20 protein-coding genes are annotated in these 22,896 nt (G+C 55.4%); 14 read left to right on the top strand and 6 right to left on the bottom strand.

What is annotated here, in order from left to right; translation table 11 throughout:
- Positions 1-24: 24 nt before the first annotated feature.
- Both LA5095_RS26740 and LA5095_RS26735 read right to left on the bottom strand, forming a co-directional pair.
- The gene (locus LA5095_RS26740) at positions 25-1,656 is read right to left on the bottom strand and encodes an AMP-binding protein (protein ID WP_055120658.1); all 1,632 of its coding nucleotides are present in this window, start codon (positions 1,654-1,656) and stop codon (positions 25-27) included.
- A 24-nt stretch (positions 1,657-1,680) separates the two neighbouring features.
- Complete coding sequence (locus LA5095_RS26735) at positions 1,681-3,405, bottom strand: extracellular solute-binding protein (RefSeq protein WP_208992874.1); 1,725 nt, start codon at positions 3,403-3,405, stop codon at positions 1,681-1,683.
- 413 nt (positions 3,406-3,818) lie between these two features.
- On the opposite strand from LA5095_RS26735, the gene LA5095_RS26730 reads away from it, so the two are divergent.
- A complete protein-coding gene (locus tag LA5095_RS26730; protein WP_029065427.1) occupies positions 3,819-4,430 on the top strand; it encodes an invasion associated locus B family protein in 612 nt (203 codons plus the stop codon).
- A gap of 87 nt (positions 4,431-4,517) precedes the next feature.
- On the opposite strand, the gene hspQ is transcribed toward LA5095_RS26730, so the two are convergent.
- The 3 genes from hspQ to LA5095_RS26715 all read right to left on the bottom strand — a co-directional run bounded on the left by hspQ (position 4,518) and on the right by LA5095_RS26715 (position 7,044).
- On the bottom strand, positions 4,518-4,841 hold the full coding sequence (gene hspQ, locus LA5095_RS26725; RefSeq protein WP_029065428.1) for a heat shock protein HspQ: 324 nt from the start codon (positions 4,839-4,841) through the stop codon (positions 4,518-4,520).
- 102 nt (positions 4,842-4,943) lie between these two features.
- A complete protein-coding gene (locus tag LA5095_RS26720) occupies positions 4,944-5,984 on the bottom strand; it encodes an HpcH/HpaI aldolase/citrate lyase family protein (RefSeq protein ID WP_055120655.1) in 1,041 nt (346 codons plus the stop codon).
- Positions 5,985-6,078: 94 nt separating this feature from the next.
- On the bottom strand, positions 6,079-7,044 hold the full coding sequence (locus LA5095_RS26715; RefSeq protein ID WP_055120653.1) for a lysophospholipid acyltransferase family protein: 966 nt from the start codon (positions 7,042-7,044) through the stop codon (positions 6,079-6,081).
- 226 nt (positions 7,045-7,270) lie between these two features.
- Between LA5095_RS26715 and LA5095_RS26710 the strand changes: the two genes are divergently transcribed.
- Positions 7,271-8,224: an AEC family transporter gene (locus LA5095_RS26710; RefSeq protein ID WP_055120651.1), complete on the top strand. Its 954-nt coding sequence runs from the start codon at positions 7,271-7,273 to the stop codon at positions 8,222-8,224.
- A gap of 47 nt (positions 8,225-8,271) precedes the next feature.
- On the top strand, positions 8,272-8,673 hold the full coding sequence (locus tag LA5095_RS26705) for a DUF1801 domain-containing protein (protein WP_055120650.1): 402 nt from the start codon (positions 8,272-8,274) through the stop codon (positions 8,671-8,673).
- Between the two features lie 33 nt (positions 8,674-8,706).
- Here the strand turns inward: LA5095_RS26705 and LA5095_RS26700 are convergent, their stop codons facing one another.
- The gene (locus LA5095_RS26700; RefSeq protein WP_055120648.1) at positions 8,707-9,909 is read right to left on the bottom strand and encodes a UbiH/UbiF family hydroxylase; all 1,203 of its coding nucleotides are present in this window, start codon (positions 9,907-9,909) and stop codon (positions 8,707-8,709) included.
- A 196-nt stretch (positions 9,910-10,105) separates the two neighbouring features.
- Here LA5095_RS26700 and LA5095_RS26695 point away from each other — a divergent pair, with 196 nt between their 5' ends.
- The 11 genes from LA5095_RS26695 (at position 10,106) to LA5095_RS26645 (ending at position 22,854) form a co-directional block, all read left to right on the top strand.
- Positions 10,106-11,032 (top strand): DUF2182 domain-containing protein, encoded by a 927-nt coding sequence (locus LA5095_RS26695; RefSeq protein ID WP_055120646.1) that lies wholly within the window; start codon positions 10,106-10,108, stop codon positions 11,030-11,032.
- Between the two features lie 180 nt (positions 11,033-11,212).
- Positions 11,213-11,929: a CDP-alcohol phosphatidyltransferase family protein gene (locus LA5095_RS26690; RefSeq protein ID WP_055120643.1), complete on the top strand. Its 717-nt coding sequence runs from the start codon at positions 11,213-11,215 to the stop codon at positions 11,927-11,929.
- Positions 11,930-12,021: 92 nt separating this feature from the next.
- Positions 12,022-12,999, top strand: a complete 978-nt coding sequence (locus LA5095_RS26685; protein WP_055120641.1) for a quinone oxidoreductase family protein — start codon at positions 12,022-12,024, stop codon at positions 12,997-12,999.
- Positions 13,000-13,035: 36 nt separating this feature from the next.
- Positions 13,036-13,995: a LysR family transcriptional regulator gene (locus tag LA5095_RS26680; RefSeq protein WP_055120828.1), complete on the top strand. Its 960-nt coding sequence runs from the start codon at positions 13,036-13,038 to the stop codon at positions 13,993-13,995.
- A gap of 90 nt (positions 13,996-14,085) precedes the next feature.
- Positions 14,086-14,436 carry a hydroxyisourate hydrolase gene (uraH, locus tag LA5095_RS26675; protein ID WP_055120639.1) on the top strand — a complete coding sequence of 117 codons (351 nt, stop codon included), beginning with the start codon at positions 14,086-14,088 and terminating at the stop codon, positions 14,434-14,436.
- Between the two features lie 3 nt (positions 14,437-14,439).
- The gene (gene xdhA / locus LA5095_RS26670; RefSeq protein ID WP_055120826.1) at positions 14,440-15,921 is read left to right on the top strand and encodes a xanthine dehydrogenase small subunit; all 1,482 of its coding nucleotides are present in this window, start codon (positions 14,440-14,442) and stop codon (positions 15,919-15,921) included.
- Positions 15,905-18,244, top strand: a complete 2,340-nt coding sequence (gene xdhB, locus LA5095_RS26665) for a xanthine dehydrogenase molybdopterin binding subunit (RefSeq protein WP_055120637.1) — start codon at positions 15,905-15,907, stop codon at positions 18,242-18,244. Before xdhA ends, xdhB begins: the two co-directional genes overlap by 17 nt.
- Positions 18,241-19,251: a xanthine dehydrogenase accessory protein XdhC gene (xdhC, locus tag LA5095_RS26660; RefSeq protein ID WP_055120636.1), complete on the top strand. Its 1,011-nt coding sequence runs from the start codon at positions 18,241-18,243 to the stop codon at positions 19,249-19,251. Before xdhB ends, xdhC begins: the two co-directional genes overlap by 4 nt.
- Before the next feature lie 63 nt (positions 19,252-19,314).
- A complete protein-coding gene (locus LA5095_RS26655) occupies positions 19,315-20,859 on the top strand; it encodes an ABC transporter ATP-binding protein (protein ID WP_055120824.1) in 1,545 nt (514 codons plus the stop codon).
- Positions 20,859-21,947, top strand: a complete 1,089-nt coding sequence (locus LA5095_RS26650; RefSeq protein WP_055120634.1) for an ABC transporter permease — start codon at positions 20,859-20,861, stop codon at positions 21,945-21,947. Before LA5095_RS26655 ends, LA5095_RS26650 begins: the two co-directional genes overlap by 1 nt.
- Entirely contained in the window at positions 21,940-22,854 is a 915-nt protein-coding gene (locus LA5095_RS26645; RefSeq protein WP_055120630.1) for an ABC transporter permease, read from the top strand. The genes LA5095_RS26650 and LA5095_RS26645 overlap by 8 nt, the downstream gene beginning before the upstream one ends.
- Positions 22,855-22,896: the final 42 nt, after the last annotated feature.

Here is a 22,896-nt window from a genome sequence, read left to right as displayed (position 1 = left end):
CAGTTGCGCCACCCAAACCGCCGTCTAGGCCACCGCAGCGGGCAGCCGTTGTGTCCGCATGGTCAGTTTCTCCCTGCAGATCGTTCCATCGGCATTGCGTGGCAGCGATTGCAATATCAGGACACGATGCGGGATTTTCGCAAGATCCACTCCATCCGCGTCCAGAAAGGCAAAGAAGGACGCAGCGTCGGGGACATTTGAAGTCTCGGGGACCAATGCTGCGTACATTCTGGCTCCAAGAACTGGATCTTCGACAATGAATGCAGCGGCTTCCCGAATCCCGGGATAACTCGAATAGATCACATCGATTGTTTCAAGATTGCCGGTACCCAGGGCATAGGAACCTGGAATTCCGAAGCCGGCAATGCCGTCGTCGACAAGATCAACCTTGATGTTGGTCTTGAGATACCCGGTTCCCTCCCAGCGGACACGCCGCCGTTCGCCGTTGATCGTGCGCCACCCGATCTCGGGGACCATGGGTCCTTTCACGAGCAGGGTAGGGGTCTGTGCCTCGCCCTCTTCGGTGACTGCTATTTCAAGAAGGGCTGGCCTGTTTTCACACCCGATCGACCCGTTATGCTTTCCCAAGGCGGTCGCCTTGATCTTCGCTGAAGGACCTCTCGCTCTGGCAACCAGTGCAAATTCGTCCGCTATGTGAACATCGACGAGCCGACGTCTTGCAACAAACGTTGTCGGGTGTGGGGCTGAAATATTCCACGCCGCAAGAACGGTCGTTTTGGTACTGCCCAGCTTCCGATCGAGCGTCTGTGCGAGGGGCCCGGGCGTCATGACAATGTCGGCTTCAACGTCATTGGCATGTGTTGCAAGATTGGCAAGAGAGGTCGGATGGTGCAGGTGCAAGGTGCTGCCTGTCATGAGAAACGGTACAAGTCCGGCCCCGAGTCCCGTCAGTCCGCTGAGCGAATAAGGCACCAGAATGGTGCTGTTTTCCGAAATCTCCGCTTCGTTCACGATCATCTGCGCAGCCGAAATCCAGTGGTTGTGACATCGGCTGACAGGTACGTTTTCTTCTCCGCTCCGGCTCCAGCATATTGTTGCGGTATGGTCAGCCGGATCAGGTCTGTCACGGGTAACGAAACTAAGGCCGTCTCCCATTTCCGCGAGCATCGGTCCCAGTTCGATCAAACCGTCCGGAACATCTTTGCCCAGACCGAAAACGAAACGCAGCGAAAACAAATCCGCAGCCACGTCCCGGGCGGCGGTACCGACGTCTCTCGTCTCGACCCTGTCAGCGGCAATGAACCCCTTTGCACCGATGGAATTCAAGGCTTCCAGCACATTTTTCTGCCGCCAGTGCAATGGAAGAGGCGAAACGATCAGGTCCGCACGCAGCGCCGCAAGAACTGCGATGACCGTGTCCACAGTGTTGGGAGCCTGGACGCCGATCACATGGTCTGCGGACAGACCGACAGTGTTGTAAAATGCGGCAAGCCGGTCGATTTCCCGGTCAGCTTCGGCATAGGTCAAGCGGCGCGGTTCGCCGCCGGTCCAGGCCGCGCGGTCCGGCGCATCGACAAGGGCCAGCCGATCAGGATGCTGTGCTGCGGTTGTCTTGAAGAGCTCATCCAGCGGTACATCGGACCAAACTCCGCTTTCGTGATACTCCTTGGTGAGGCTGTCAACAGTCGCTTTCATTGTGTCCTTCGTCCATAGGTCCGATTATTGCGCGGTCGATGACCACCAGGTGTCAAACTCATGACCATAAAGGGAATGGTGTTCCGGTGGCACGACATCTTTCCAGTGTGCAACCCAGTCATCTGATACGTGATAGAGCGGGACAGCATAGGTACCCGAAATCAATACTCTGTCGAACGCCCTGACCGCATCGATGAAGTCGTCACGGCTGCGAGCCCCGACGATGGCATCGATCAAGGCATCGATCGCCGGTTCCTTGGCACCCACAAAATTGAAAGATCCTTCGGCGTCCGCCGCCTTCGTGCTCCAGCGGCCATATTGTTCGGCGCCGGGCGACAGTGAAGCATACCAGGTATTGAAAACCATATCGAAGTTCCGCTTTGTCCGGCGATCCTCGAATTGCGACGGGTCGACGCTACGCACGTTCACTGCGATACCCAGAAGTTCAACCGTCCGGATATAGGCAAGCGCCAGTTTTTCCTCATCCTCATTCTTGGCGAGAATCTCGAAGGCAAGCTGATTGCCGGTTGTCTCGTGTATGAGTTTTCGGTCCTTCAGCGCGTAGCCGGCATTCTTGAGTTCAGCCAGTGCAGCACGCAGGACTTTCCGGTCACGTCCCGATCCGTCAGCATCGGCCGGACGCCAGCTTCCTGCCATCACCTCCGGGGAAACTGCATCAGGGAAGGGGGCCAGAAGTTCTTTTTCCCGATCGCTTGCAGGACGTCCGATCGAAGACAATTCGGAATTGTCCCAATATCCGGCGGTTCGGGTAAACAGATCATAGTAGAGGTTCCGGTTTACCCACTGGAAGTCGAACAGCATCCGCAAGGCTTTACGCACTCTGACATCGGAAAACTGTTCCTTGCGGGTGTTGAACGCAATACCCTGCATGGGAGCGGGAACGCCGCGCGGGATTTCTATCTTGACGACGTCACCACTTTCAGCCGCCGGAAAATCAAATCCGGTTGCCCACCGGGCAGGGTCACGGAATTGCAAGGCCTTGATCAAGCCTTTCTTGAATGCTTCCTGCAACGTGGTTTCATCACGGAAATACTCGATCCTGATCTCGTCGAAATTGTCGAACCCAGCTTTGACCGGCAGGTCCTTTGCCCAGTAGTCCGGGTTCTTTTCATAAACAACAAGCCGTCCGGGCTGGATTGTCTTGAATGTATAAGGACCGCTTCCTACCGGAGGTGTGAGCGAAGATTTGTCGAACTTTTCCGCATCGGTGTGTTTTTTGGAAAAGATGGGGGCGAGCGAGATAAGCAGGGGCAATTCCCTGTTTTCACCGTTCTCGAATTTCAGTTTGATCCGGTTAGGAGCCGTGATTTCCTTTTCGACAATCGCCGCATACCAGTTCCGATACGGAGGGCGGCCCTTGTCTCGGATAATATCCAGGGAAAACACGATATCATCGACGGTTACCGGAGTTCCGTCGGAAAACCTGGCATTCGGATTGAGTTCGAACTCGATCCATTCCCTGCTGTCCGGCATGCGGACCCGCTGCGCGATCAATCCGTAGAGTGAAAAAGGTTCGTCGTAGGAACGAACCAGCAGGCTTTCCAGAACATTGTTGCCGAACTGGCGCTCGCGCATTCCGCGTGCAGAGGTCCAGCCTCCCTGGACAATAAACGAGTTCAGACTGTCAAAAGTTCCCTGAACACCCAATGTGATCGTGCCACCTTTGGGTGCATTCTCGTTTGCATAGGGAAAGGGTTGATCCGGGCCAAGCGCTGGTGAACCATGCATGGAGATCGCGTGTGACCATGGTACCGTTTCGTCGTCGGCCAAGGCCGGCCCGGAAAACCAGGGCAGCAAGAGACAAAATACCGCGAACACACTACGTCTAGTGCTGTTGTTGCAGAAAACAGACACGACCAATTCAAAGCAACGCATAACCACCACCGGAGATTCCCTTGATTCTCGCGGTTCAGACTAGCACATGGTGAATGTGAAGGCGCCAGCAACAAGTCATAAAGACAAAGATATACAGATTTGAATCGAACCTGAGCATTGCGTTGCAATTCGGCCACCCTCTCGCCCAAATTCAGTGCCTTACCATGCATTTCACAGATCTAATGTTCAAACGGGCCTTGCGGATGTTTCCGGAATGCCTCAGAACAACGCGAAGATTTCGAATACGCACGATTGAGGACGTTTCAATGACGAGTGTTTTGAAAAGAGGATTCTTCGGATGCGCAGCAGCTGCATTCGTGGCCGTGTCTTCTTTTGCTGCCGCCCCTGCAATCGCCCAGGAAGAGAAAAGCCCTTGGACGAAGGCATGTAATACCAATCCGAATACGCAGAAGGAAATCTGCTTCATTTCGATTGAGTTGCGCACAAATACCGGTCAGTTCTTGAGCAACATTGCCATTCAGGAAACCGAAGGCGAAGCCCGCAAGAAACTTCTTGTCGCTGTACCGACAGGTGTATTGATCCAGCCCGGACTTCGCATCCAGATTGATGACAGCAAGCCGGTTCAGGCCAAATACAGCATCTGCGCCCCGAACGCATGTTACGCGGAACTTGCGATTGACGATACGTTCATCAACGCAATGAAGCAGGGTGGCGAGATGCGGGTTGCACCGTATAACCAGCAAGCCAAGGAAATCGTCTTCAAGATGACCCTTATCGGCTTCACCAAGGTTTATGATGGAGAGCCCATGGACCTGGCAGAACTGCAGAAGAGACAGGAAGAACTGCAGAGCGAGCTGCAAAAGCGCGCTGACGAAGCACGGCAGAAACTGATCGATGCTCAGCAGGAAAACCAGTAGCTTTCAAGCAATTCAAACAGAAAGGCCGGAACGCAAGTCCCGGCCTTTTTTTGTTCGGAGGGGCAAACCCGCAAATTTTCAGTCGTGTCAGTGGATCTCGACACTGCGCGGAAGATATGATCCGTCGGTCTGTTCCTCGAAAATCTCCTCGACCTGCGGGTGGCGGACAGGCTCCCCGGTCATGTCGGGTTCCAGGTTCTGCTCGCTGACATATGCAACATATTCGGTCTCCTCGTTTTCGGCGAGAAGATGATAAAAGGGTTGGTCCCTGACCGGACGGACGTCCTCAGGGATCGCATTCCACCACTCTTCCGTGTTGCTGAACGTCGGGTCGACATCGAAAATCACACCCCGAAAGGGATAAATCCGGTGCCGGACGACCTGACCTATTCTAAACTTCGCCGTTCGCATGGTTACTCGTCCGCTTACTGCATGCAATGCCGGGATACCGTTTCGGCAACCTGCTTGCAAGCGTTGTAACATTAAACTCTATACAAGAGACCTTGTGAATCTCTAAAAACCATAAACCTCGGCCAACTCCTTGTCCTTGCTTGAAACCAGCTGTGCAAGATCGACGATGACCTTGGCCTGCTTCCAGGTTGCATCATCCTGCATCTTGCCATCGATCATGACGGCACCTGTGCCATCCGGCATGGCATCCAGGATCTTGCGCGCAAAGGCAACTTCCGCCGGGTCTGGCGAAAAGACTTTCTTTGCGATTTCGATTTGCGAGGGATGAAGCGACCAGGCACCGAGACACCCCATCAAAAAGGCATTGCGGAACTGGCTTTCACAAGCTTGCGGGTCAGAAAAGTCCCCGAATGGTCCATAAAAGGGTTTCAGGCCATATGACAGGCACGCATCGACCATTTTCCCGACAGTGTAGTGCCAAAGATCCTGCTGGAATGCGGTCCGCACACCACTATTGTCAGTGTCCGAAAGCACCGCGTAATCAGGATGGCCACCACCGACGCGCGTTGTTTTCATGCCTCTGGATGCCGCAAGGTCGGCTGGTCCCAGGCTCATTCCATGCATGCGCGGACTGGCTGCTGCGATCTGCTCGACATTCTTGACACCTTCCGCGGTTTCAAGAATGGCATGGATGAGGATCGGTTTCCCTAGTCCACCCTTAGCTTCCAGTTGAGCAAGCAACTGATCGAGATAGTGAATGTCCCAGGCGCCTTCGACCTTGGGCAACATCACGACATCCAGCTTGTCACCGACGGCCTGGACGATTTCCATGACATCATCGAGAAACCAGGGGCTGTTCAGGCAGTTTACCCGCGTCCACAGTCCGGTTGATCCGAATTCATTTTCCCTTGCCAGCTGGATAAACCCGTTCCGCGCGTCGGACTTGGCGTCTGCCGGAATGGCGTCTTCGAGATTGCCCAGGACAACATCGACCTTGTTCAAAAGGTCCGGCACCTTGGCGCGCATCTTCTCGATATGTGGCGGAACAAAATGGATCATTCGCTCAAGCGAGATAGGCATCTCTCGATACGGGGTGGGAGCACCAATTGCGAGCGGTTTGTAGAATGCGCTTGGGGTTTTCATGAAAATCGTGTTCCTCCTCCTGTTCGTAAGCTAGCTATAACGCTTATGTTGCGCTGCAACCATCCCCCGATAGGTGAAGGAGAGGGGATCGGGTTCAACCCTCCTGCGCCTTGGAGACGGCTGCTCGGTCAGCCTGCCGTCGAGCCAGGCTTTTCCCCGGCGGGGCCCATTTTTTGTGTATCCACATCCACTGCTCGGGATGTTCGCTGATCCAGGCTTCGAAGATTTGGTGTATCTCGGCGGTGGCCGCCTTGATATCCGCCTGCCGGTCGCTTGTTTTCGGCACTGTGATCGCGCGCCCTTCAATGTGGAAATTCACGCCATTTTTCCGGACAACACGACCCAGGACGATCGGTACATTGCAGGATCGTGCGATTGAGGCCGGCACGGTATTCGCGTAAGCCATCTGACCGAAAAAGGGAACCTGTACGCCTCTGGCTTCCCTCAGGTCCCCCATCATTGCAACGACACCACCGCTCTTCAGCGTTCCCAGTATCTTTCGCGCCGTTTCCGGTCCCTTCGACAGCAAGCCGCCACGATAGAGGTCCTGCCGCAGCGAGCGCAGCGCCTTGTCTGCCTCCGGATTGCGCAGAGCCTGGTAAACGCCGGTTACATCCACCCCGTGGCTTGTGACGGGTTGAACGCAAAGTTCCCAGTTGCCACTGTGAAACGACATGAGGACACAGGCCTGTTCGCCAGCAAGAACTCTCTCGGTCGTTTCATCGGCAACGGCCTCAAATCGGAAATCCTGTTTGAGAAGCCTGTCGGTATGGAATGTCTCGACTGCCACTCGACCGAGGTTTTCCCACATTCCTCGGACAATTTCCTCTCTCTCGCTCTCCTTCATTGAAGGGAACGCGTTTTTCAAATGTTTCAGCGCGCGTTTGTGACGCGCATTGAACGGTGCAAACGCCCGCCAGCCTTTGCCCATCAGGTACGAGGCAAGATCGACCGGTATGAGACGAAAAAGGAATATGGCTGACTTTAAAGCGATGCTTTCGATATGGTTTTGCAACGCAAACCGTTTGGGATGTTTCCTCTGTCTTTTTTTTCGCGACATTCCGGCCGGATGCTTTCATTTTGCCTGACCCGGTTCTTTCGGCGGGCGGCTTCAGGACGTATCTGTCAAATTGAGCCCTTGCGGTAGGGCTTCAGACCTGCTTGGAATGCGGGACATTGATACAGTCCAGCAAGTGACGCGTCCTTATCCAAGCTCAACGACAGATGCAAGTATCTTTACCCGAACGCTCCACCTACCGATCGCAACACCAAGTCTCGGACACTGAATGCTGGACGTCATAACTCTGGCCTTGCCGTTCTTCGGACTGATACTTCTTGGTTTCGGCGCAGGAAAGGCAAAAAACATACCTGAGTCCGGGCTTGCCTGGATGAATTTCTTTGTCATCTATCTGGCGCTCCCCGCGCTGTTTTTTCGGCTGTTATCCGCAACACCCTTTGAACAATTGGCCAACCTGTCGTTCATCGCGGCAACGACTTTCACGACCTACGTCGTGTTCGCGATTTCTTTTTGTATTGGCGTGGTAGCAACGCGGGGCAGTATCGGCGAATCGACGATACTGGGCATCGCCGGCGCCTATTCGAACGTTGGATACATGGGGCCAGGATTGACCCTTGCTGTATTGGGTGAAGAGGCAACGGTACCGACAGCGCTCATTTTGACCTTCGACAACGCACTTATGTTCATTCTTGCGCCGCTGCTCATGGCTTTGGCGGGAACAGAAAACGAGACGTTTGCCCAGACTCTGAAACAGATCTTCGTCAAGATTTTCACGCATCCCTTCATCCTGGCGACCATTGCCGGTGTATCCGCTGCAGCCTTTGAATTCCGCCCGCCGCAAGCGGCAAGCACGCTTCTGCTTTACCTCAGCAATGCCGCCGCTCCCTGCGCCCTGTTTGCCATGGGTGTCAGTATTGCTCTTCGCCCCGTTGGAAGGATACCGATAGAGCTTCCTCTGGTCTTGTCGGTAAAACTCCTGTTACACCCGATACTCGTCTTCCTGCTGTTGACGTGGCTTGGTGGATTTGATCCGGGCTGGATCGCAACGGCGGTGTTGATGTCGTGCCTGCCACCGGCAACGAATGTTTTCGTGATTGCGCAGCAGTACGGTGTTTATGTTCAACGCGCGTCAAGTTTCGTACTGGTGGGCACTGCGCTTTCAATCGTGACAGTGACGGCGTTTATCTGGGCAATTACCTCCGGTGTTCTGCCCATCGGTTGAAGCGATGCGCCCAACCGGCAACGCAAGGAAGGCTGCGTTTCAACGCGATGACTGAAAAACACCCCACACTGGATGTGATTGAAACTTACCCGGACCCTGTTCGAAACCGCTTGATGCAACTCCGGGGCCTTATCCTGGAAACTGCCCTGAAAAGTGAACATGTCGGTGAAGTGCAGGAGACGCTGAAATGGGGGCAGCCGAGCTTTCTGACCGTCAAACCGAAATCGGGAACGACAATCCGAATAGACAAGGACACTTCCGATCTGGGTGATGTCGCTTTGTATGTAAATTGCCAGACTTCGCTCGTGTCCGACTGGCGCGCTCTTTATCCGCACATCGAATTCGGCGGCAACAGAAGCGTTCATTTCAAGGCAGAAGATCCGCTTCCGGAAAATGAAATTTACCAGATGATCTCAATGGCGCTCACTTACCACGTCAAGAAACGGTAGTCAGCGCGGCAGGCTTTGACATCCGGCTGGAAACTACCCGGGAATTCGAAACCCCACACTGGGTGCCATTCCTTCACGCATCAGGAAACGCCTGAAAGGGCCGACCCGGTCGGCCATGTACATGCCGATGCTTCTTGCCACCTGTACCGGCAGGAACGAGGTGAGGAGGGACTTGTTCAATGCATCAACCGCGTTGGTTCGCAGCCTGATGTCGCGCATGCGTGATTGCTCGTAGGACATCAGGATTGCCGGATCTCCCGGGTCGCTGTGCCGCAGGAGCCCGCGTTGGATAACCGACGTCAGGTCATGGATGTCGCGAAGAGACAGGTTCAGGCCCTGTGCTCCGATCGGTGGAAAGACATGTGCCGTTTCACCGACAAGAGCCAGCCTTTGTCCGGTCAGCTTGTGCGCATTCAGACCAGAAAGCGGGAAGCTTTGAATCTCTGATGCCAGTTTGAACGAGCCAAGGACCGAGTGCGCACGTTTTTCCAGTTCCAGCTCCAGGTCTGTCGAAGCCATCGAGATCAGGTCACGCGCTCCCTGCGCGGTTTCCACACAGACAACCGAAGATTGACGACCAGGCAGAGGAACAAGTGTGAATGGTCCGGTGCGCGTATGAAACTCCGTGGAAGTGCTTTGATGCGGCAACCGGTGTTCGACGTTGAGAACCACAGCCTCCTGAGGGTAAGACCAGGTTTTCACTTCAATTCCAGCGGCTTGTCGAAGCATTGAATTTCTGCCGTCCGCGGCGACAGCAAGACGCGCCCGCGCCTGATTTCCAGAGGACGCATGAACGTCGACTAGCGTCTCGGAGTATTTGACCGTTTCCGCGCTGCCAATTATGCAGTCCAGGTTACCTTGAGAATTGCATTTTTTCTCAAGTGCCTTGTTAAGATCACTGTTTAAAATATTGAATCCAAATTCATTAAGTTCAAGTTCACTGGCGTCGAAGACAACTTCAGGAGCCCTGATGAGTCGCTTCGTATCGTCAATCATGCACATCTTCTTGAGTGGAGCGGTATTACCGGCAAGATCCGCCCACACGCCGATATCATCAAGAAGCGATATGGATTTTTGCCAAAGAGCAGTCGTCCGTCCGTCGACACGTCGCAATTCAGGCGCAATCAACACTGTGGAAAGCCCGAGCTGTGCGAGCCTCAGCGCGGCGATACGTCCGGAGGGACCGCCCCCGACAACGACTACATCATGCGTGACCGGCGGTGAGGAGTCTGGCATTTGTTTGTCCCGATCTGTGATCTGATTGCATAGAAAGTGCCTCAATGACTGTATTTTTCAACAGGACGAAACCACGCAGGGCGGTGCGAGTTTGTATAACATGAACAGGAAATCAGTCTCGAATGCGCAAGATCAAACCCTTTTGGAAAATCCCCGATATAGTGGATTGCCGGGAAGACCAGCAGCAAACTGAAAAATGAGTATCACGACAGCCACGACAACTACCGGTTCGCACGACCAGCAGCGAAAAAGACCAGCGGGGGCGGGCACTTGGCCTTTTGTGCTTTTGCTTGTCGCAACGCTCAGTGTCAGCGGTTGGGCCTATCTCGTTGCAATGATCGCCGACATGGTTCCGGCAATGGACATGGCCGAGGCTGGCCCCGGCATGGAAATATTCAATCAGTTCAATCTGTTCAAGGGTCTGTCCGCCGAGACAAGGGCTGCACTTGCAGTTCTCTGCCTGCCGGCGGGTGCGACCTTCGGCATGCCGACCCAGGCCATGACCGCGATCGACCTCGCGAAGGTTTTCCTGATGTGGGCGATGATGTCGATGGCGATGATGCTGCCAACGTCAATTCCCATGTTAAAGGCCTATACCGACTGGATTGACAGCCGGGAAGGTCCCGATCAACGAGCTTTCTGGCCCGTCTTTGGCTCCACATTTGGATATCTTTCCGTATGGTTCGGTTACGCTGTCATCGCGACCGTGGCCCAATGGCTACTTTTCATGACAGGTGGACTGAACGACATGATGGCGCCGGCCAGCCTGGCTTTGACCACATCCGTCCTTTTCGCAGCAGGAGTTTATCAGTTCACACCTGCCAAAAGATCGTGCCTGCAACGCTGCTGGTATCCCCGCTGGGTATTTTCGGCCGACAGCGGAAAATCCACTATCCTGTCCGGATACCGAGAAGGGCTCGTTCAGGGCTGGGCATGCCTCGGTTGTTGCTGGGCTGTTATGACCGTCATGTTTGCCGTCGGCCTGATGAATATTGTCTGGATAGCTCTTTTAGGCGGCGTCATGGCGCTGGAAAAGGCGGTCCCGAACAGGGTTTTTCCGGCTGCAATCGGTGCTTTTCTGCTCGTCTGGGCCGGTTTTCTGACAGTTGCCATTTATTTCTGAGTTCGAAAATTGTTTATCGCAGAATTGCCACTGGGGCTGTTTTTTCGGTTCACACTGTCATACGATTGCAATATTACTCCCCGGACGCGGTAGAGCGATGCTTGCCGGACAATGGCAAATCTGCCTGAAACCGGACCTGATTACGATCTGCGCCGCGTTCATTTAGTGTGAGGATACCCCGTGACGGACATCACCCCGGGCAAATCGGCGCCCGAACCCGCTCTATTTCTAATTCATGTCCTGACGGCTTCCGGTGCTCCCATCGCTTTGGTTGCCCTTTTGGCGGGCGCGCAGGGGAATTGGGCTGAAATGTTCGCCTGGCTCGGCCTCGCATTTTTTGTCGACGGAATTGATGGCCCGCTTGCACGCCGTTTCAATATCGCCGAGCGCTTGCCGCGCTGGTCCGGCGCATCACTTGATTTTGTAATCGACTATGCGACCTATGTATTCCTGCCCGCATTTGCATTGTCCTGGAGCCTGATGCTGTCTCAGCCATGGAACTGGATCTGCGGCGGCCTCGTTGTCTTCACCGGTGCGCTTTATTTCGCTGACAATGGCATGAAGACACCTGATGGATCCTTCAAGGGCTTTCCTGCCGGCTGGAACATGGTTGTCTTCGGCCTGATGGTCCTGTCTCCATCCGAAGCATTTACAATTGCAATCATCCTGCTTTGCTGCGCGCTTACATTTGCGCCCATCCGTTTTGTCCATCCTGTACGCGTTCGGCGCTGGCGGATCGTGACCCTGCCTGTCACCTTGCTCTGGATGGCGCTGGCAGCGCTGGCGATCGTGGACAACATGTCCCTCAACGGCATCACTTCATTGCTGTTCACCGTATCGAGTATCTACCTGTTTTCCATCTCAGCCATCCAGCAACTGATCGACAGGGTCGATTGAAATCCATATTGACCTTTCCGGCATGCCTCGAACTCATTAATGTTCCGGTCAGGCACATTAGTTTTTGAGGCGTAAGCCTTTTGGAGGTTCGAATGGTTCAGGCAATCCGCGTCCACGAAACCGGTGGTCCCGATGTCATGCGTTGGGAACAAGTCGACGTCGGAGAACCGGGCCCCGGCGAAGTCCGCATCCGTCATACCGCGATTGGCCTGAATTTCATCGACACGTATTTTCGCTCGGGACTTTATCCGTCTCCAGCCGGTTTGCCGTTTTCGCCCGGAAATGAAGGAGCGGGAATCGTACAGTCGGTCGGCGACGGCGTCGCGCATCTCAATCCGGGAGATCGCGTTGCCTATGCCGGTCCTCTTGGTGCCTATGCGCAGGAGAGAGTTGTCCCCGCTGACAATCTTGTCGTGATCCCGGACGGCATTGACGACAAGACAGCCGCAGCAATGATGCTGAAAGGGATGACGGCTCAGTACCTGCTGCGGCAGACATTTGCCGTGGGGCCAGACACAACGTTGCTGTTTCACGCAGCTGCAGGCGGCGTCGGATTGATCGCAGGCCAATGGGCTGCCCACCTGGGTGCTACCGTTATCGGCACAGCTGGTTCAGACGAAAAAATCGCGCTGGCGAAAGCCCATGGCTACCAGCACATGATCAACTATCGCACGGAAGACTTTGTTGAGCGCGTCAAGGAGATCACCGGGGGAAAGGGCTGCGACGTCGTCTATGATTCTGTCGGCCAGGACACCTATCCGGGCTCCCTGGATTGTATCAGGCCATTGGGAACGTGGGTCAGCTTCGGCCAGTCATCGGGCCCCATTACAGATTTCAATCTTGGTCTCCTGGCACAGAAAGGATCATTGTTCGCGACAAGGCCGACCCTCTTTACCTACATTGCGACCCGTGACGCGCTGGAGGCGACGGCAGGCGAACTTTTCGACGTCGTCCAGAGGGGGATAGTCAAGATCGAGCTCAACCAGGAATATCGTCTGGCCAACGCCATCCAGGCTCACGAAGATCTCGAAGGCAGGAAAACCACCGGCACAACCGTCTTGATTCCCTAAAACTGGCGTCTTGATCCACCAATAATTGGAATGTCGATGCTTTCCGGACGGGCCCAGGAACTTTCGCGAAATCTCTACAGTCCCGCCATGCGGTACTTTCTCGCCGCCGCGGAAGCAGGGTCGATCCGTGCCGCGTCACGAGAACTCAATGTCGCGTCTTCTGCCGTCAACCGGCAGATCCTCTGGTTGGAAGAAGCCCTGGGTCTCCAGCTTTTCGACCGTGTCGGACGACGTATCAGGCTGTCACAGGCCGGAGAACTGTTGCTCGCACATGTCCGCAGGACATTCTCCGATTTTGAAGGCACTGTCGCGGAGCTCGATGCGCTCAAGGGATTGCGACGGGGAACCGTCTCGATCGCCTCGGTCGAAAGCGTTTCGGAAAAACTGCTACCTGCCGTGATAAGCAGTTTCCGCAAGAGCTTTCCGGGAATTCATGTCAATGTTTCCGTTTCTTCCTCCCAGGAGGCGGCTCGAAAAGTCGAGACTGCCGAAGCCGATGTCGGGTTCACGTTCGACCCACCAGAGAACTCCGCATTGACTGTTGCCTTTCAACAGGAGCTGGTCATCGGCGCGTTGATGAGGCCGGATCATCCGCTGGCGAAGGCCGAAAACCTGGATCTTGAGGAATGCCTGAAATTTCCCGTGGCACTTCCCGCAGAGGGCCTGTCGTTGCGTACACGCCTCGATATGGTCCGCAATCGTATAGCGGGTGTTTCCAGAACCTACGTGGAAGCCAATTCGCTGCGCCTGATGCGGGCACTTGCAAGAGAAGACGGTGTCATTGGTTTCCAGACAATGATTGGGTGTGAGGATGACCTTTCTTCCGGCGCCCTCGTATTCAAGCCACTCACGGATGCGCCACTTCAAGCAGACCGTTTATGTGTGATAACCTCGTCGTTGCGCGCACTCGCGCTTGCCCCAGGGATGTTTTTCGACCACTCAGTGCTCGCCTTAAAGGACCGTAACTCTTCCAATGATGCCAAAAAGGCATCATAAAGGTCTCAAATGAGCGCTTTGTCTGCGTTGATTTTTAAGGCACATTTTTCGAAGGAATTGCGGCACTTTGCTGCGCGAGGGAGAAAGCTGATGGGGCGTTTGACGACCCACGTACTTGACACTGCATTGGGCAGGCCTGCGAGCGGGTTAAAAATCGAACTATGGTCGCAGGGCGAAAACCCGGCTCGCATCTCGTCACATGTCACAAACACGGACGGTCGCGTCGACGGTCCGATTGTTGAAGGAGAGGCTTTCAAGACCGGTGAGTACGAACTGCGTTTTCATGCAGGTGACTACCTGAAGGCCACAGGACAATCTCTTCCCGACCCGTTGTTTCTGGACATTATTCCAATACGCTTCGGTATAGCGGAACCGGATGGCCACTATCACGTGCCGCTGCTTGTATCGCCTTTCGGCTATTCGACCTACCGCGGGAGCTGAATGATGCGCGATACCATCCGCTTTCTGAAAGCCGGCGAAATCATCGAACTCCAGAATGTAGGGCCAACCGAGACGTTGCTTGATTACCTGCGGCTCACCAGACGCGAGACCGGAACGAAGGAAGGGTGCGGTGAGGGAGACTGTGGCGCATGCACTGTTGCCATTGGCCGAATGATCAACGGAAAACTCGTCTATCAACCGGTCAACAGCTGCATTCTGCTTCTCGGCATGATTGACGGCGCAGAACTCGTGACCGTTGAAGATCTTGCCCAGGACGACCGACTGCATCCTGTTCAGACCGCTATGGTCGAACTTCATGGCTCGCAATGTGGATTTTGCACGCCAGGCTTCATCATGACGCTATTCACGCTCTATCATGCCGCAGATGTGGAGAAATCCCGAAAGACGGTTACGGAATGGCTTGCTGGCAATCTTTGTCGCTGTACCGGGTATCGTCCGATCGTGGATGCCGCGCTCGAGGCGTGTTTTCGGGCAACCGACGATGCTTTTTCGTGGCGCGCGAACGAAACAAAGGAAAGATTGCAGTTCCTTGCGGACAGCCGCGATATTTTCATCGGTGATGACACGGGCTTCTTTTCCGCGCCTTCAACGCTCGACGGGCTGGCGGCTCTTTATGGCCAGCACAAGGACGCGACGCTCATTGCCGGGGGGACCGATGTAGGTCTTTGGATTACCAAGCATCTGCGTGAACTGCCGAAAATGATCTGGCTTGGCCGGATTGAAGGCCTCGACCGCGTGGAAGAAAGCGCATCTGGCGTTCTGATTGGTGCGACTGCGACCTATGCCGCGACAGAAAATGCCGTTACCCAGATTTCAGTTGATCTTGGTGAACTCTGGAAACGAATTGGTTCCAAACAGGTTCGTGCTTCAGGCACGGTCGGTGGAAACATTGCCAACGGGTCACCAATCGGAGATACGCCGCCGGCACTGATTGCACTGGGAGCAACGCTTGAATTGCAATCCTCGGAAGGCTCGCGAGCATTGCCGCTGGAAGATTTTTATCTGGAATACGGCAGACAGGACAGGAAACAAGGGGAATTTGTCACCGGTCTGTTCGTTCCGCGTCTTTCAAGCAACCAGGCTTTCCGCTGTTACAAGATATCCAAGCGATTTGATCAGGATATCTCCTCTGTCATGGGAGCGTTCCGGTTCACGATCGAGGACGGCGTTATTGTTGCGTCGCGCATTGCCTATGGCGGCATGGCCGGAACACCGATGCGCGCTGCCGGTGCGGAGAAATCCCTGGCGGGAGCGACCCTGGACGATCCCTCAAGCTGGGGGACGGCCATGCAGGCACTCTTGTCAGATTTTGATCCACTGACGGATATGCGTGCCAGTTCCGACTACAGGATGGAAACGGCGCGGGCCCTGCTTGCAAAATCGCTCATGGAAATCAGCGGGACCGCACCGGAAGATATACGTGTCCTTGCAAGGCGGGAGGCCGACAATGACCGCGCCGCTTGACAGGGAACATGTGACCGCGCCGCTAAAACACATTCGCAAGCCTCTGCCGCATGACAGTGCCATCAAGCATGTGTCGGGTACCGCGACCTATATCGATGATATCGTCGAGCCGGTCGGCACGCTTCATGTCGTGCCGGGATGGGCCAGACACGCGGTCAGGGGCAGGCTGCTGTCGGTTGAATTGAACGCGGTTCGGGCAACACCGGGCGTCGTTGCTGTACTCACGTCCGGTGATGTCCCGGGCACCAACGATTGTTCTTCCGCATTTGGCGACGACCCGGTCCTTGCCGAGGAGGAAATCTTCTTTTTTGGACAGGTCGTTTTTGCGGTCGTTGCCGAAAGTCGGGAGATTGCACGCAAGGCCGCCCTCAAGGCGAAAATCAAAGTCGCACCGATAACGCCTATCCTCACACCGGAAGACGCTGACCACGCCGACACCACTGTGCTGCCTGACTATCAGTTCCGCCGGGGTTCGCCGGAAACAGGGTTGCAGGCATCTGAAAATGTTCTGTCGGGATCCATGTTTATCGGCGGCCAGGAGCATTTCTATCTCGAGGGTCAGGTTGCCATGGCAATCCCTCAGGAAGATGGCGGGATGTTTGTCCATTCATCCACCCAGCATCCGACGGAAATCCAGCATACGGTGGCAAAGGTACTCGGCGTACCGGATGCAGCCATCACGGCCGAGATCCGCCGTATGGGTGGCGGATTTGGCGGCAAGGAGTCTCAGGCAAACCAATGGGCTGCCCTCGCTGCACTGGCAGCACGCAAAACCGGCCGAACCTGCAAGATGCGCCTTGACCGGGATGATGACATGATCATGACCGGCAAGCGTCACGATTTCAAAGTCAACTGGCAGGTCGGTCATGACGCTTCCGGCAGGATCCGCGCTACGGATTTGGAATTTTTGGCCCGATGCGGTTACTCCGCGGATCTCTCGCTCGGTGTAAACGACCGCACCATGTTCCATGCCGATTCCAGCTACTTCTATCCCGACACGCTGATCCGGTCCCGCAGATTGCGGACAGACACCTGCTCCAACACCGCTTTCCGCGGTTTTGGCGGCCCCCAGGGAATGCTCGCCGCTGAGCGGATGATCGATGCGATTGCCATTCACCTGGGCAAGGACCCTCTGGAAATCCGGAAACTGAATTTCTACGACGGCGAGCGCAACGTGACACCCTATGGCATGCCGGTCGAAGAATACGAAGTCATGCATGACCTCATTTCAAGACTGGAAGTCGGAAGCGACTACTGGGTGCGCCGGGAAGAGGTAACCGCGTTCAACGCTGCCAATGCAGTTCTGAAAAAAGGCATCGCGCTGACACCGGTCAAGTTCGGCATTTCGTTCACACTGAAACATCTGAACCAGGCCGGTGCACTCGTGCATCTTTATACGGATGGCTCGGTCCATCTGAACCATGGCGGCACGGAGATGGGGCAGGGGCTTTACCAGAAAGTCGCTCAGGTGGTCGCCGAGGAATTCGGTGTGACGATGGACAAGGTCATCATCACCGCAACCAATACATCCAAAGTGCCAAATACCGGACCAACGGCCGCGTCCTCCGGAACTGATCTCAACGCAATGGCGGCCAAGATTGCAGCAAAGGAGATCAAGACGCGCCTTGTAACCTTCCTGTGCGAACAACATCAGTGCGGTGAGGAAGCAATTCATTTCGGCGACAACAAGGTCCTCATTGGTGACAAGAGCTTTCCACTCTCCGAGATAGCGAAACAGGCCCATGTAGGCCGCATCCAGATGTCGCATGCCGGTTTTTACGCAACACCTGGCATTACCTGGGACAGGGACAGTGTCTCCGGACGGCCGTTCTACTACTTTGCATTCGGTGGTGCCTGTTCGGAAGTGACGATCGACACCATGACCGGTGAAATGACGGTCGACCGCGTCGACATACTCCATGACGTCGGACACTCGCTCAATCCCGCCATCGACATCGGTCAGATCGAGGGTGGTTTCGTCCAGGGCATGGGCTGGCTGACGACCGAGGAACTCGTCTGGGACGAAGAAGGCCGGCTTCGAACGCATGCACCGTCGACATACAAGATACCGACGGCATCAGACCTACCGGCCGATTTCAACGTTCAACTCTACGAAAGCACCGGCAATCCCGAGGATACGGTCTACCGGTCGAAGGCTGTGGGGGAACCACCGGTCATGCTGGCGAACTCTGTCTTCTGCGCTATCACTGATGCGGTCGCCAGCCTGATCCCGGGAGAAGTTCCGAACCTGAACGCGCCCGCGACACCCGAAGCGATCATGAAGGCAGTGCAGGACATGCGCCGGAGAAAGGTTCCCTCATGATGGTTTGGGGGCACATCGTCGACTGTTTGAAAAACGGCGGTTCCTGTGCCCTTGTCACTGTTGCGCGTGTTGAGGGTTCGACGCCCCGCGAAGAAGGAACAAGGATGGTGGTGCGGCCGGACACTTCATTCTACGGCACCATCGGAGGCGGCACTCTCGAATTCGAGGCGATCCGCAAGGCGGCAACTGCCGCCCGTGAAGCAAAGCCCGCATTTTTACACCAGTCGGTTTCACTGGGACCCGATCTTGGGCAATGTTGCGGCGGACGAGCAAAGCTGACTATCGAAGTCCTGACATCCGAAACACTGACATTTGCCGAGACCCTTGCCGCGCGCGAGGAAGCGGGAAGTGCATTCGGCACGATCGCGAATTTACGGGACGGTCGTCTTGGACAGCGGCGTGTCCTGGAACAACCACCTGAAAGCGCGATAGCGTTTGATGATCTTTCCGAAGCCGGTACTTCCGTGGTCACGGAAAGATTCGGTGAGACGAGGCGTCCATTGTATCTTTTCGGAGCCGGTCATGTCGGCAAGGCGTTGGTACTTGCCATGGCGCCACTCCCGTTTGCAATAACCTGGATCGACAGTCGTGCAGGCCAATTTCCAGGGCGGGTACCTGCCAACGTGAGCAAGGTGTGCGTTGAGAACCCGTCCACCCTTGTCGACACGGCGCCCGAAAATACCTTCATCCTCGCCATGACCCACTCACATGCGCTTGACGAGGATATCATGGCACGCGCCTTGCTACGGCAAAGGTTCGCGTATTGCGGTGTCATCGGTTCGAAGACGAAGAGAGCACGGTTTCAGCGACGAATGAAAGCCAGAGGTCTGGACGAAGCGCTTGTGTCGAAAATGGTCTGTCCGGTTGGGAATACGGCGATAAAGTCAAAGCATCCGGCGGCTATCGCAGCCGGAATTGTTGTCGATCTTTTGGAACGGGACGAAACGTTGCAACACCAGGCCTTCATTGGTCAGGGGCTTGCACAAAAAATAACACTTGGTCAATAAGGCGGCATTCGCTTGGGGGATAGCGTGGCAGAAACAACCCTTCCAGAGGTAGACGAACACCCGGTGCAGCAGGACAGATCCGAAAAGGACACATTGCTGGACGCACGAGGGCTGACGAAGCGGTTCGGCGACATACTTGCAAACGACCGTGTCGACCTGATCATCAACAAGGGAGAAATCCATGCACTGCTCGGCGAGAACGGTGCAGGCAAGTCGACGCTTGTAAAGATGTTCTACGGCTCGCTCGAACCCGATGATGGCGAAATATTGTGGGGTGATCGAAGGGTCACCATCGGGAACCCCGCGGCTGCCCGGGAACTCGGCATCGGCATGGTATTCCAGCACTTCTCGCTGTTCGAAGCCCTCAATGTCGTTGAAAACATTGCGCTTGCACTGCCAAACCCGGGCAACATGCAGGATCTCGCAAAGCGCATTGAAACTGTTTCCCGTGACTATGGCCTGCCGCTCGATCCGGAGGATATCGTTGCCGATCTGCCAGTCGGCATACGCCAGCGGATCGAGATTGTGCGCTGTTTGCTGCAGGAACCCCGGCTGATCATCATGGATGAACCGACATCCGTGTTGACCCCGCAGGAGGCCGACCAGCTTTTCCTGACCCTTCAACGGCTCGCCAAGGAAGGCTGCGCGGTGCTCTATATCAGCCACCGTCTGGAAGAGGTGAAGCGGATCTGTCACCACGCCACGATCCTGCGCCATGGACAGGTGGTGCGTGAATGTGATCCGACACTCGAAACACCTGCTTCTTTGGCCAGCATGATGGTGGGTGCAGACGTAGCAGCAGTAAGCGCAGGCGAGCAGGCTCCCGAAATTGGCGAAACCAGGCTCGCCCTTCAAGGATTGAGTGCCAAGGCGGCAACTCCTTTTGCGACCGCACTCAACAACATCTCGCTGGAGCTTAGGGCCGGCGAAGTGGTCGCAATCGCCGGAGTAGCAGGAAATGGGCAAGGTGAATTGTTCGACGCTATTTCAGGTGAAATGCCCGCTGCCGCCAGCATGATCCATCTCGACGGAACAGCGTGCGGCAACAAGAATATCAACTGGCGACGCAAACAGAACGCTGCCTTCGTCCCGGAAGAACGGCTCGGGCACGGTGCGGTTCCGGGCATGAAACTGTCCCAGAACATCGTTCTGACACGTCATGGAACCGGCGACAAACTGGTTGGGGCCGGTTTTGTTTCCAACGTCGAGGCGAGCGTATTGGAAAAGCGGATCAAGCAGGCATTCGATGTTCGCATGTCCCATGACGATCCGGAGGCAAGATCGCTATCGGGCGGCAATCTGCAAAAATTCGTGGTCGGCAGGGAACTCGATCGCAACCCGGGCATCCTCGTTGTCAATCAACCGACATGGGGTGTTGATGCCGGGGCGGCCGCCCTTATTCGTCAGGCGCTGATCGATCTCGCTCGATCCGGTTCAGCCGTACTCGTCATCAGTCAGGATCTCGATGAGATTTTCGAAATTGCCGATCGGATTGCCGTGATCTCGCGGGGCTTCCTGTCGGAGGCCGAACCCGCAACGGACATGACGCGGGAACGCGTCGGACTGCTGATGGCGGGTGGCGCCGAGACGCAAGGAGAGGTGGCCTGATGCGTATCGAGCTTGTCAAAAGAAAAGAACACAGCCGGACGATGGCACTGCTGTCGCCATTGATAGCTGTTGCTCTCACGGCACTTTCAGCTGCAATCCTTTTCTCAATAACTGGTCATAATCCTCTGATAGGATTATATAAATTCTTTATCGAGCCGCTGACACAACAATGGTCGCTCGAAGCTACCATAGACAAGGCGACACCATTGATCCTGATTGGTTGTGGCCTGGCGGTTTGTTACCTGTCGAACAACTGGAACATCGGCGCGGAAGGCCAGTTCGTTGTCGGTGCTTTGTTCGGCTCGGCGCTGCCGATCCTGTTTCCATCTTTTGAAAATGTCATCACGCTACCTCTCATGCTGCTTTTCGGCGCGATCGGCGGCGCGTTATGGGCCCTGATACCAGCCCTGTTGAAGACCCGGTTCAATACCAACGAGATCCTGACGAGTCTCATGCTTGTCTATGTGGCTGGGCTCCTTCTGGATTACCTTGTCCGAGGGCCGTGGCGAGACCCGGACGGATACAACTTCCCGGAATCCAGAATTTTCTCCGACGCAGCGACGCTACCCGAAGTGTTCGGGGGAGCCATGAGCTTGTCGGCACCGATCACGATCGTCATTGCAATCGTGCTGGCAATCGTTCTCGCCAAAACCTTGAAGGGATTTGAAATCAGGGTGATGGGAGAAAGCCCGCGCGCCGGCAGTTTCGCAGGATTTTCCGCCAAGAGACTGACCCTGTTCTCTTTCGCAATCGCAGGTGCACTGGCCGGACTGGCTGGAACCATGGAAGTCTCAGGCGCCTTGAACCAGCTGTTGCCGTCGATATCGCCAGGCTACGGTTTCACGGCAATCATCGTTGCGTTTCTGGGGCGCCTCAATCCGATCGGCATCATCATTGCCGGGTTTGTCCTGGCACTGTCCTATATTGGTGGAGAAGGTGTTCAGTCGGCGATGGGCGTTTCCAATGAAATCGCCAGCGTCATTCAGGGTCTGCTTCTGTTTTTCGTGCTGGCATGCGATACGCTTATTCTCTATCGGATCCGCATGGTATCCCGGCGCGTTCCAACCGGGGAGGCATCTCATGTTTGAAGCTGTTTTGCTGACAGTCATCACCGCGGCAACGCCTCTGCTCATCGCAGCCGTCGGGGAACTTGTTGTGGAGCGCTCCGGTGTCCTGAACCTGGGCGTTGAAGGTATGATGATCATGGGCGCAGTGATCGGATTCGCAGTCGCCAACCAGACCGGCTCGGGATCTCTGGGTGTTGTTGCGGCGGTTGTCGCCGGCATGGCAATGTCTGCGCTGTTTGCATTCCTGGTGCTATTTCTTGTCGCCAACCAGGTTGCGACAGGACTTGCACTGACTATCCTTGGAATTGGGCTTTCGGGAATGATCGGGGAAGCGTTCATCGGCGTCCCCGGCCTCGACCTGCCACAGCTTTATATTCCCGTGCTTTCCGAAATTCCTTTCATCGGACCGGTATTCTTCCAGCAGGATGCGCTGGTCTACCTGAGCTTTGCCCTCGTGGCTGCAGTCGCCTATTGCCTGTTCCGCACCCGTCTTGGACTTGTGTTGCGGGCAGTCGGCGACAACCATGGTTCCGCACACGCTCTTGGATATTCGGTGCTGAAAATCCGCTTCATGGCAATTTTGTTCGGTGGTGCCTGCGCAGGACTTGCCGGAGCCTATCTTTCGCTGGCCTATACGCCGCAGTGGGTGGAAAACATGACAGCTGGCCGCGGATGGATCGCCCTGGCGCTCGTGGTTTTCTCCTCGTGGCTGCCACTGCGAGTCGTTGTCGGGGCCTATCTCTTTGGTGCCGTCAGTGTCCTGAACCTTCACGCTCAGGCGCTCGAATTTGATATACCGTCCCAGCTTCTGTCGAGCCTGCCGTATCTTGCGACTATTGGAGTACTTGTCCTTATCTCCGCAAACCGCAGACTGACACTGGTAAATACCCCGGCCTGTCTCGGAAAACCGTTCGTACCCGACCGGTAATCCATTCAGCATGAGGTCCTGTCCGAACCCGTTAGCGATCAG

Source organism: Roseibium album (genome assembly GCF_001404515.1).
In the GTDB taxonomy this organism is placed as follows: domain Bacteria; phylum Pseudomonadota; class Alphaproteobacteria; order Rhizobiales; family Stappiaceae; genus Roseibium; species Roseibium album.
Note: the sequence above shows the minus strand (reverse complement) of the source record. Positions and strands in the feature narration are given on the sequence as shown.

Excerpts from the sequence above, each read along its gene's own strand:
- LA5095_RS26740 (WP_055120658.1), bottom strand. The coding sequence starts at position 1,656 with ATGAAAGCGACTGTTGACAGCCTCACCAAGGAGTATCACGAAAGCGGA.
- LA5095_RS26735 (WP_208992874.1), bottom strand. The coding sequence starts at position 3,405 with ATGCATGGTTCACCAGCGCTTGGCCCGGATCAACCCTTTCCCTATGCA.
- LA5095_RS26730 (WP_029065427.1), top strand. The coding sequence starts at position 3,819 with ATGACGAGTGTTTTGAAAAGAGGATTCTTCGGATGCGCAGCAGCTGCA.
- hspQ (WP_029065428.1), bottom strand. The coding sequence starts at position 4,841 with ATGCGAACGGCGAAGTTTAGAATAGGTCAGGTCGTCCGGCACCGGATT.
- LA5095_RS26720 (WP_055120655.1), bottom strand. The coding sequence starts at position 5,984 with ATGAAAACCCCAAGCGCATTCTACAAACCGCTCGCAATTGGTGCTCCC.
- LA5095_RS26715 (WP_055120653.1), bottom strand. The coding sequence starts at position 7,044 with ATGTCGCGAAAAAAAAGACAGAGGAAACATCCCAAACGGTTTGCGTTG.
- LA5095_RS26710 (WP_055120651.1), top strand. The coding sequence starts at position 7,271 with ATGCTGGACGTCATAACTCTGGCCTTGCCGTTCTTCGGACTGATACTT.
- LA5095_RS26705 (WP_055120650.1), top strand. The coding sequence starts at position 8,272 with ATGACTGAAAAACACCCCACACTGGATGTGATTGAAACTTACCCGGAC.
- LA5095_RS26700 (WP_055120648.1), bottom strand. The coding sequence starts at position 9,909 with ATGCCAGACTCCTCACCGCCGGTCACGCATGATGTAGTCGTTGTCGGG.
- LA5095_RS26695 (WP_055120646.1), top strand. The coding sequence starts at position 10,106 with ATGAGTATCACGACAGCCACGACAACTACCGGTTCGCACGACCAGCAG.
- LA5095_RS26685 (WP_055120641.1), top strand. The coding sequence starts at position 12,022 with ATGGTTCAGGCAATCCGCGTCCACGAAACCGGTGGTCCCGATGTCATG.
- LA5095_RS26680 (WP_055120828.1), top strand. The coding sequence starts at position 13,036 with ATGCTTTCCGGACGGGCCCAGGAACTTTCGCGAAATCTCTACAGTCCC.
- uraH (WP_055120639.1), top strand. The coding sequence starts at position 14,086 with ATGGGGCGTTTGACGACCCACGTACTTGACACTGCATTGGGCAGGCCT.
- xdhA (WP_055120826.1), top strand. The coding sequence starts at position 14,440 with ATGCGCGATACCATCCGCTTTCTGAAAGCCGGCGAAATCATCGAACTC.
- xdhB (WP_055120637.1), top strand. The coding sequence starts at position 15,905 with ATGACCGCGCCGCTTGACAGGGAACATGTGACCGCGCCGCTAAAACAC.
- xdhC (WP_055120636.1), top strand. The coding sequence starts at position 18,241 with ATGATGGTTTGGGGGCACATCGTCGACTGTTTGAAAAACGGCGGTTCC.
- LA5095_RS26650 (WP_055120634.1), top strand. The coding sequence starts at position 20,859 with ATGCGTATCGAGCTTGTCAAAAGAAAAGAACACAGCCGGACGATGGCA.
- LA5095_RS26645 (WP_055120630.1), top strand. The coding sequence starts at position 21,940 with ATGTTTGAAGCTGTTTTGCTGACAGTCATCACCGCGGCAACGCCTCTG.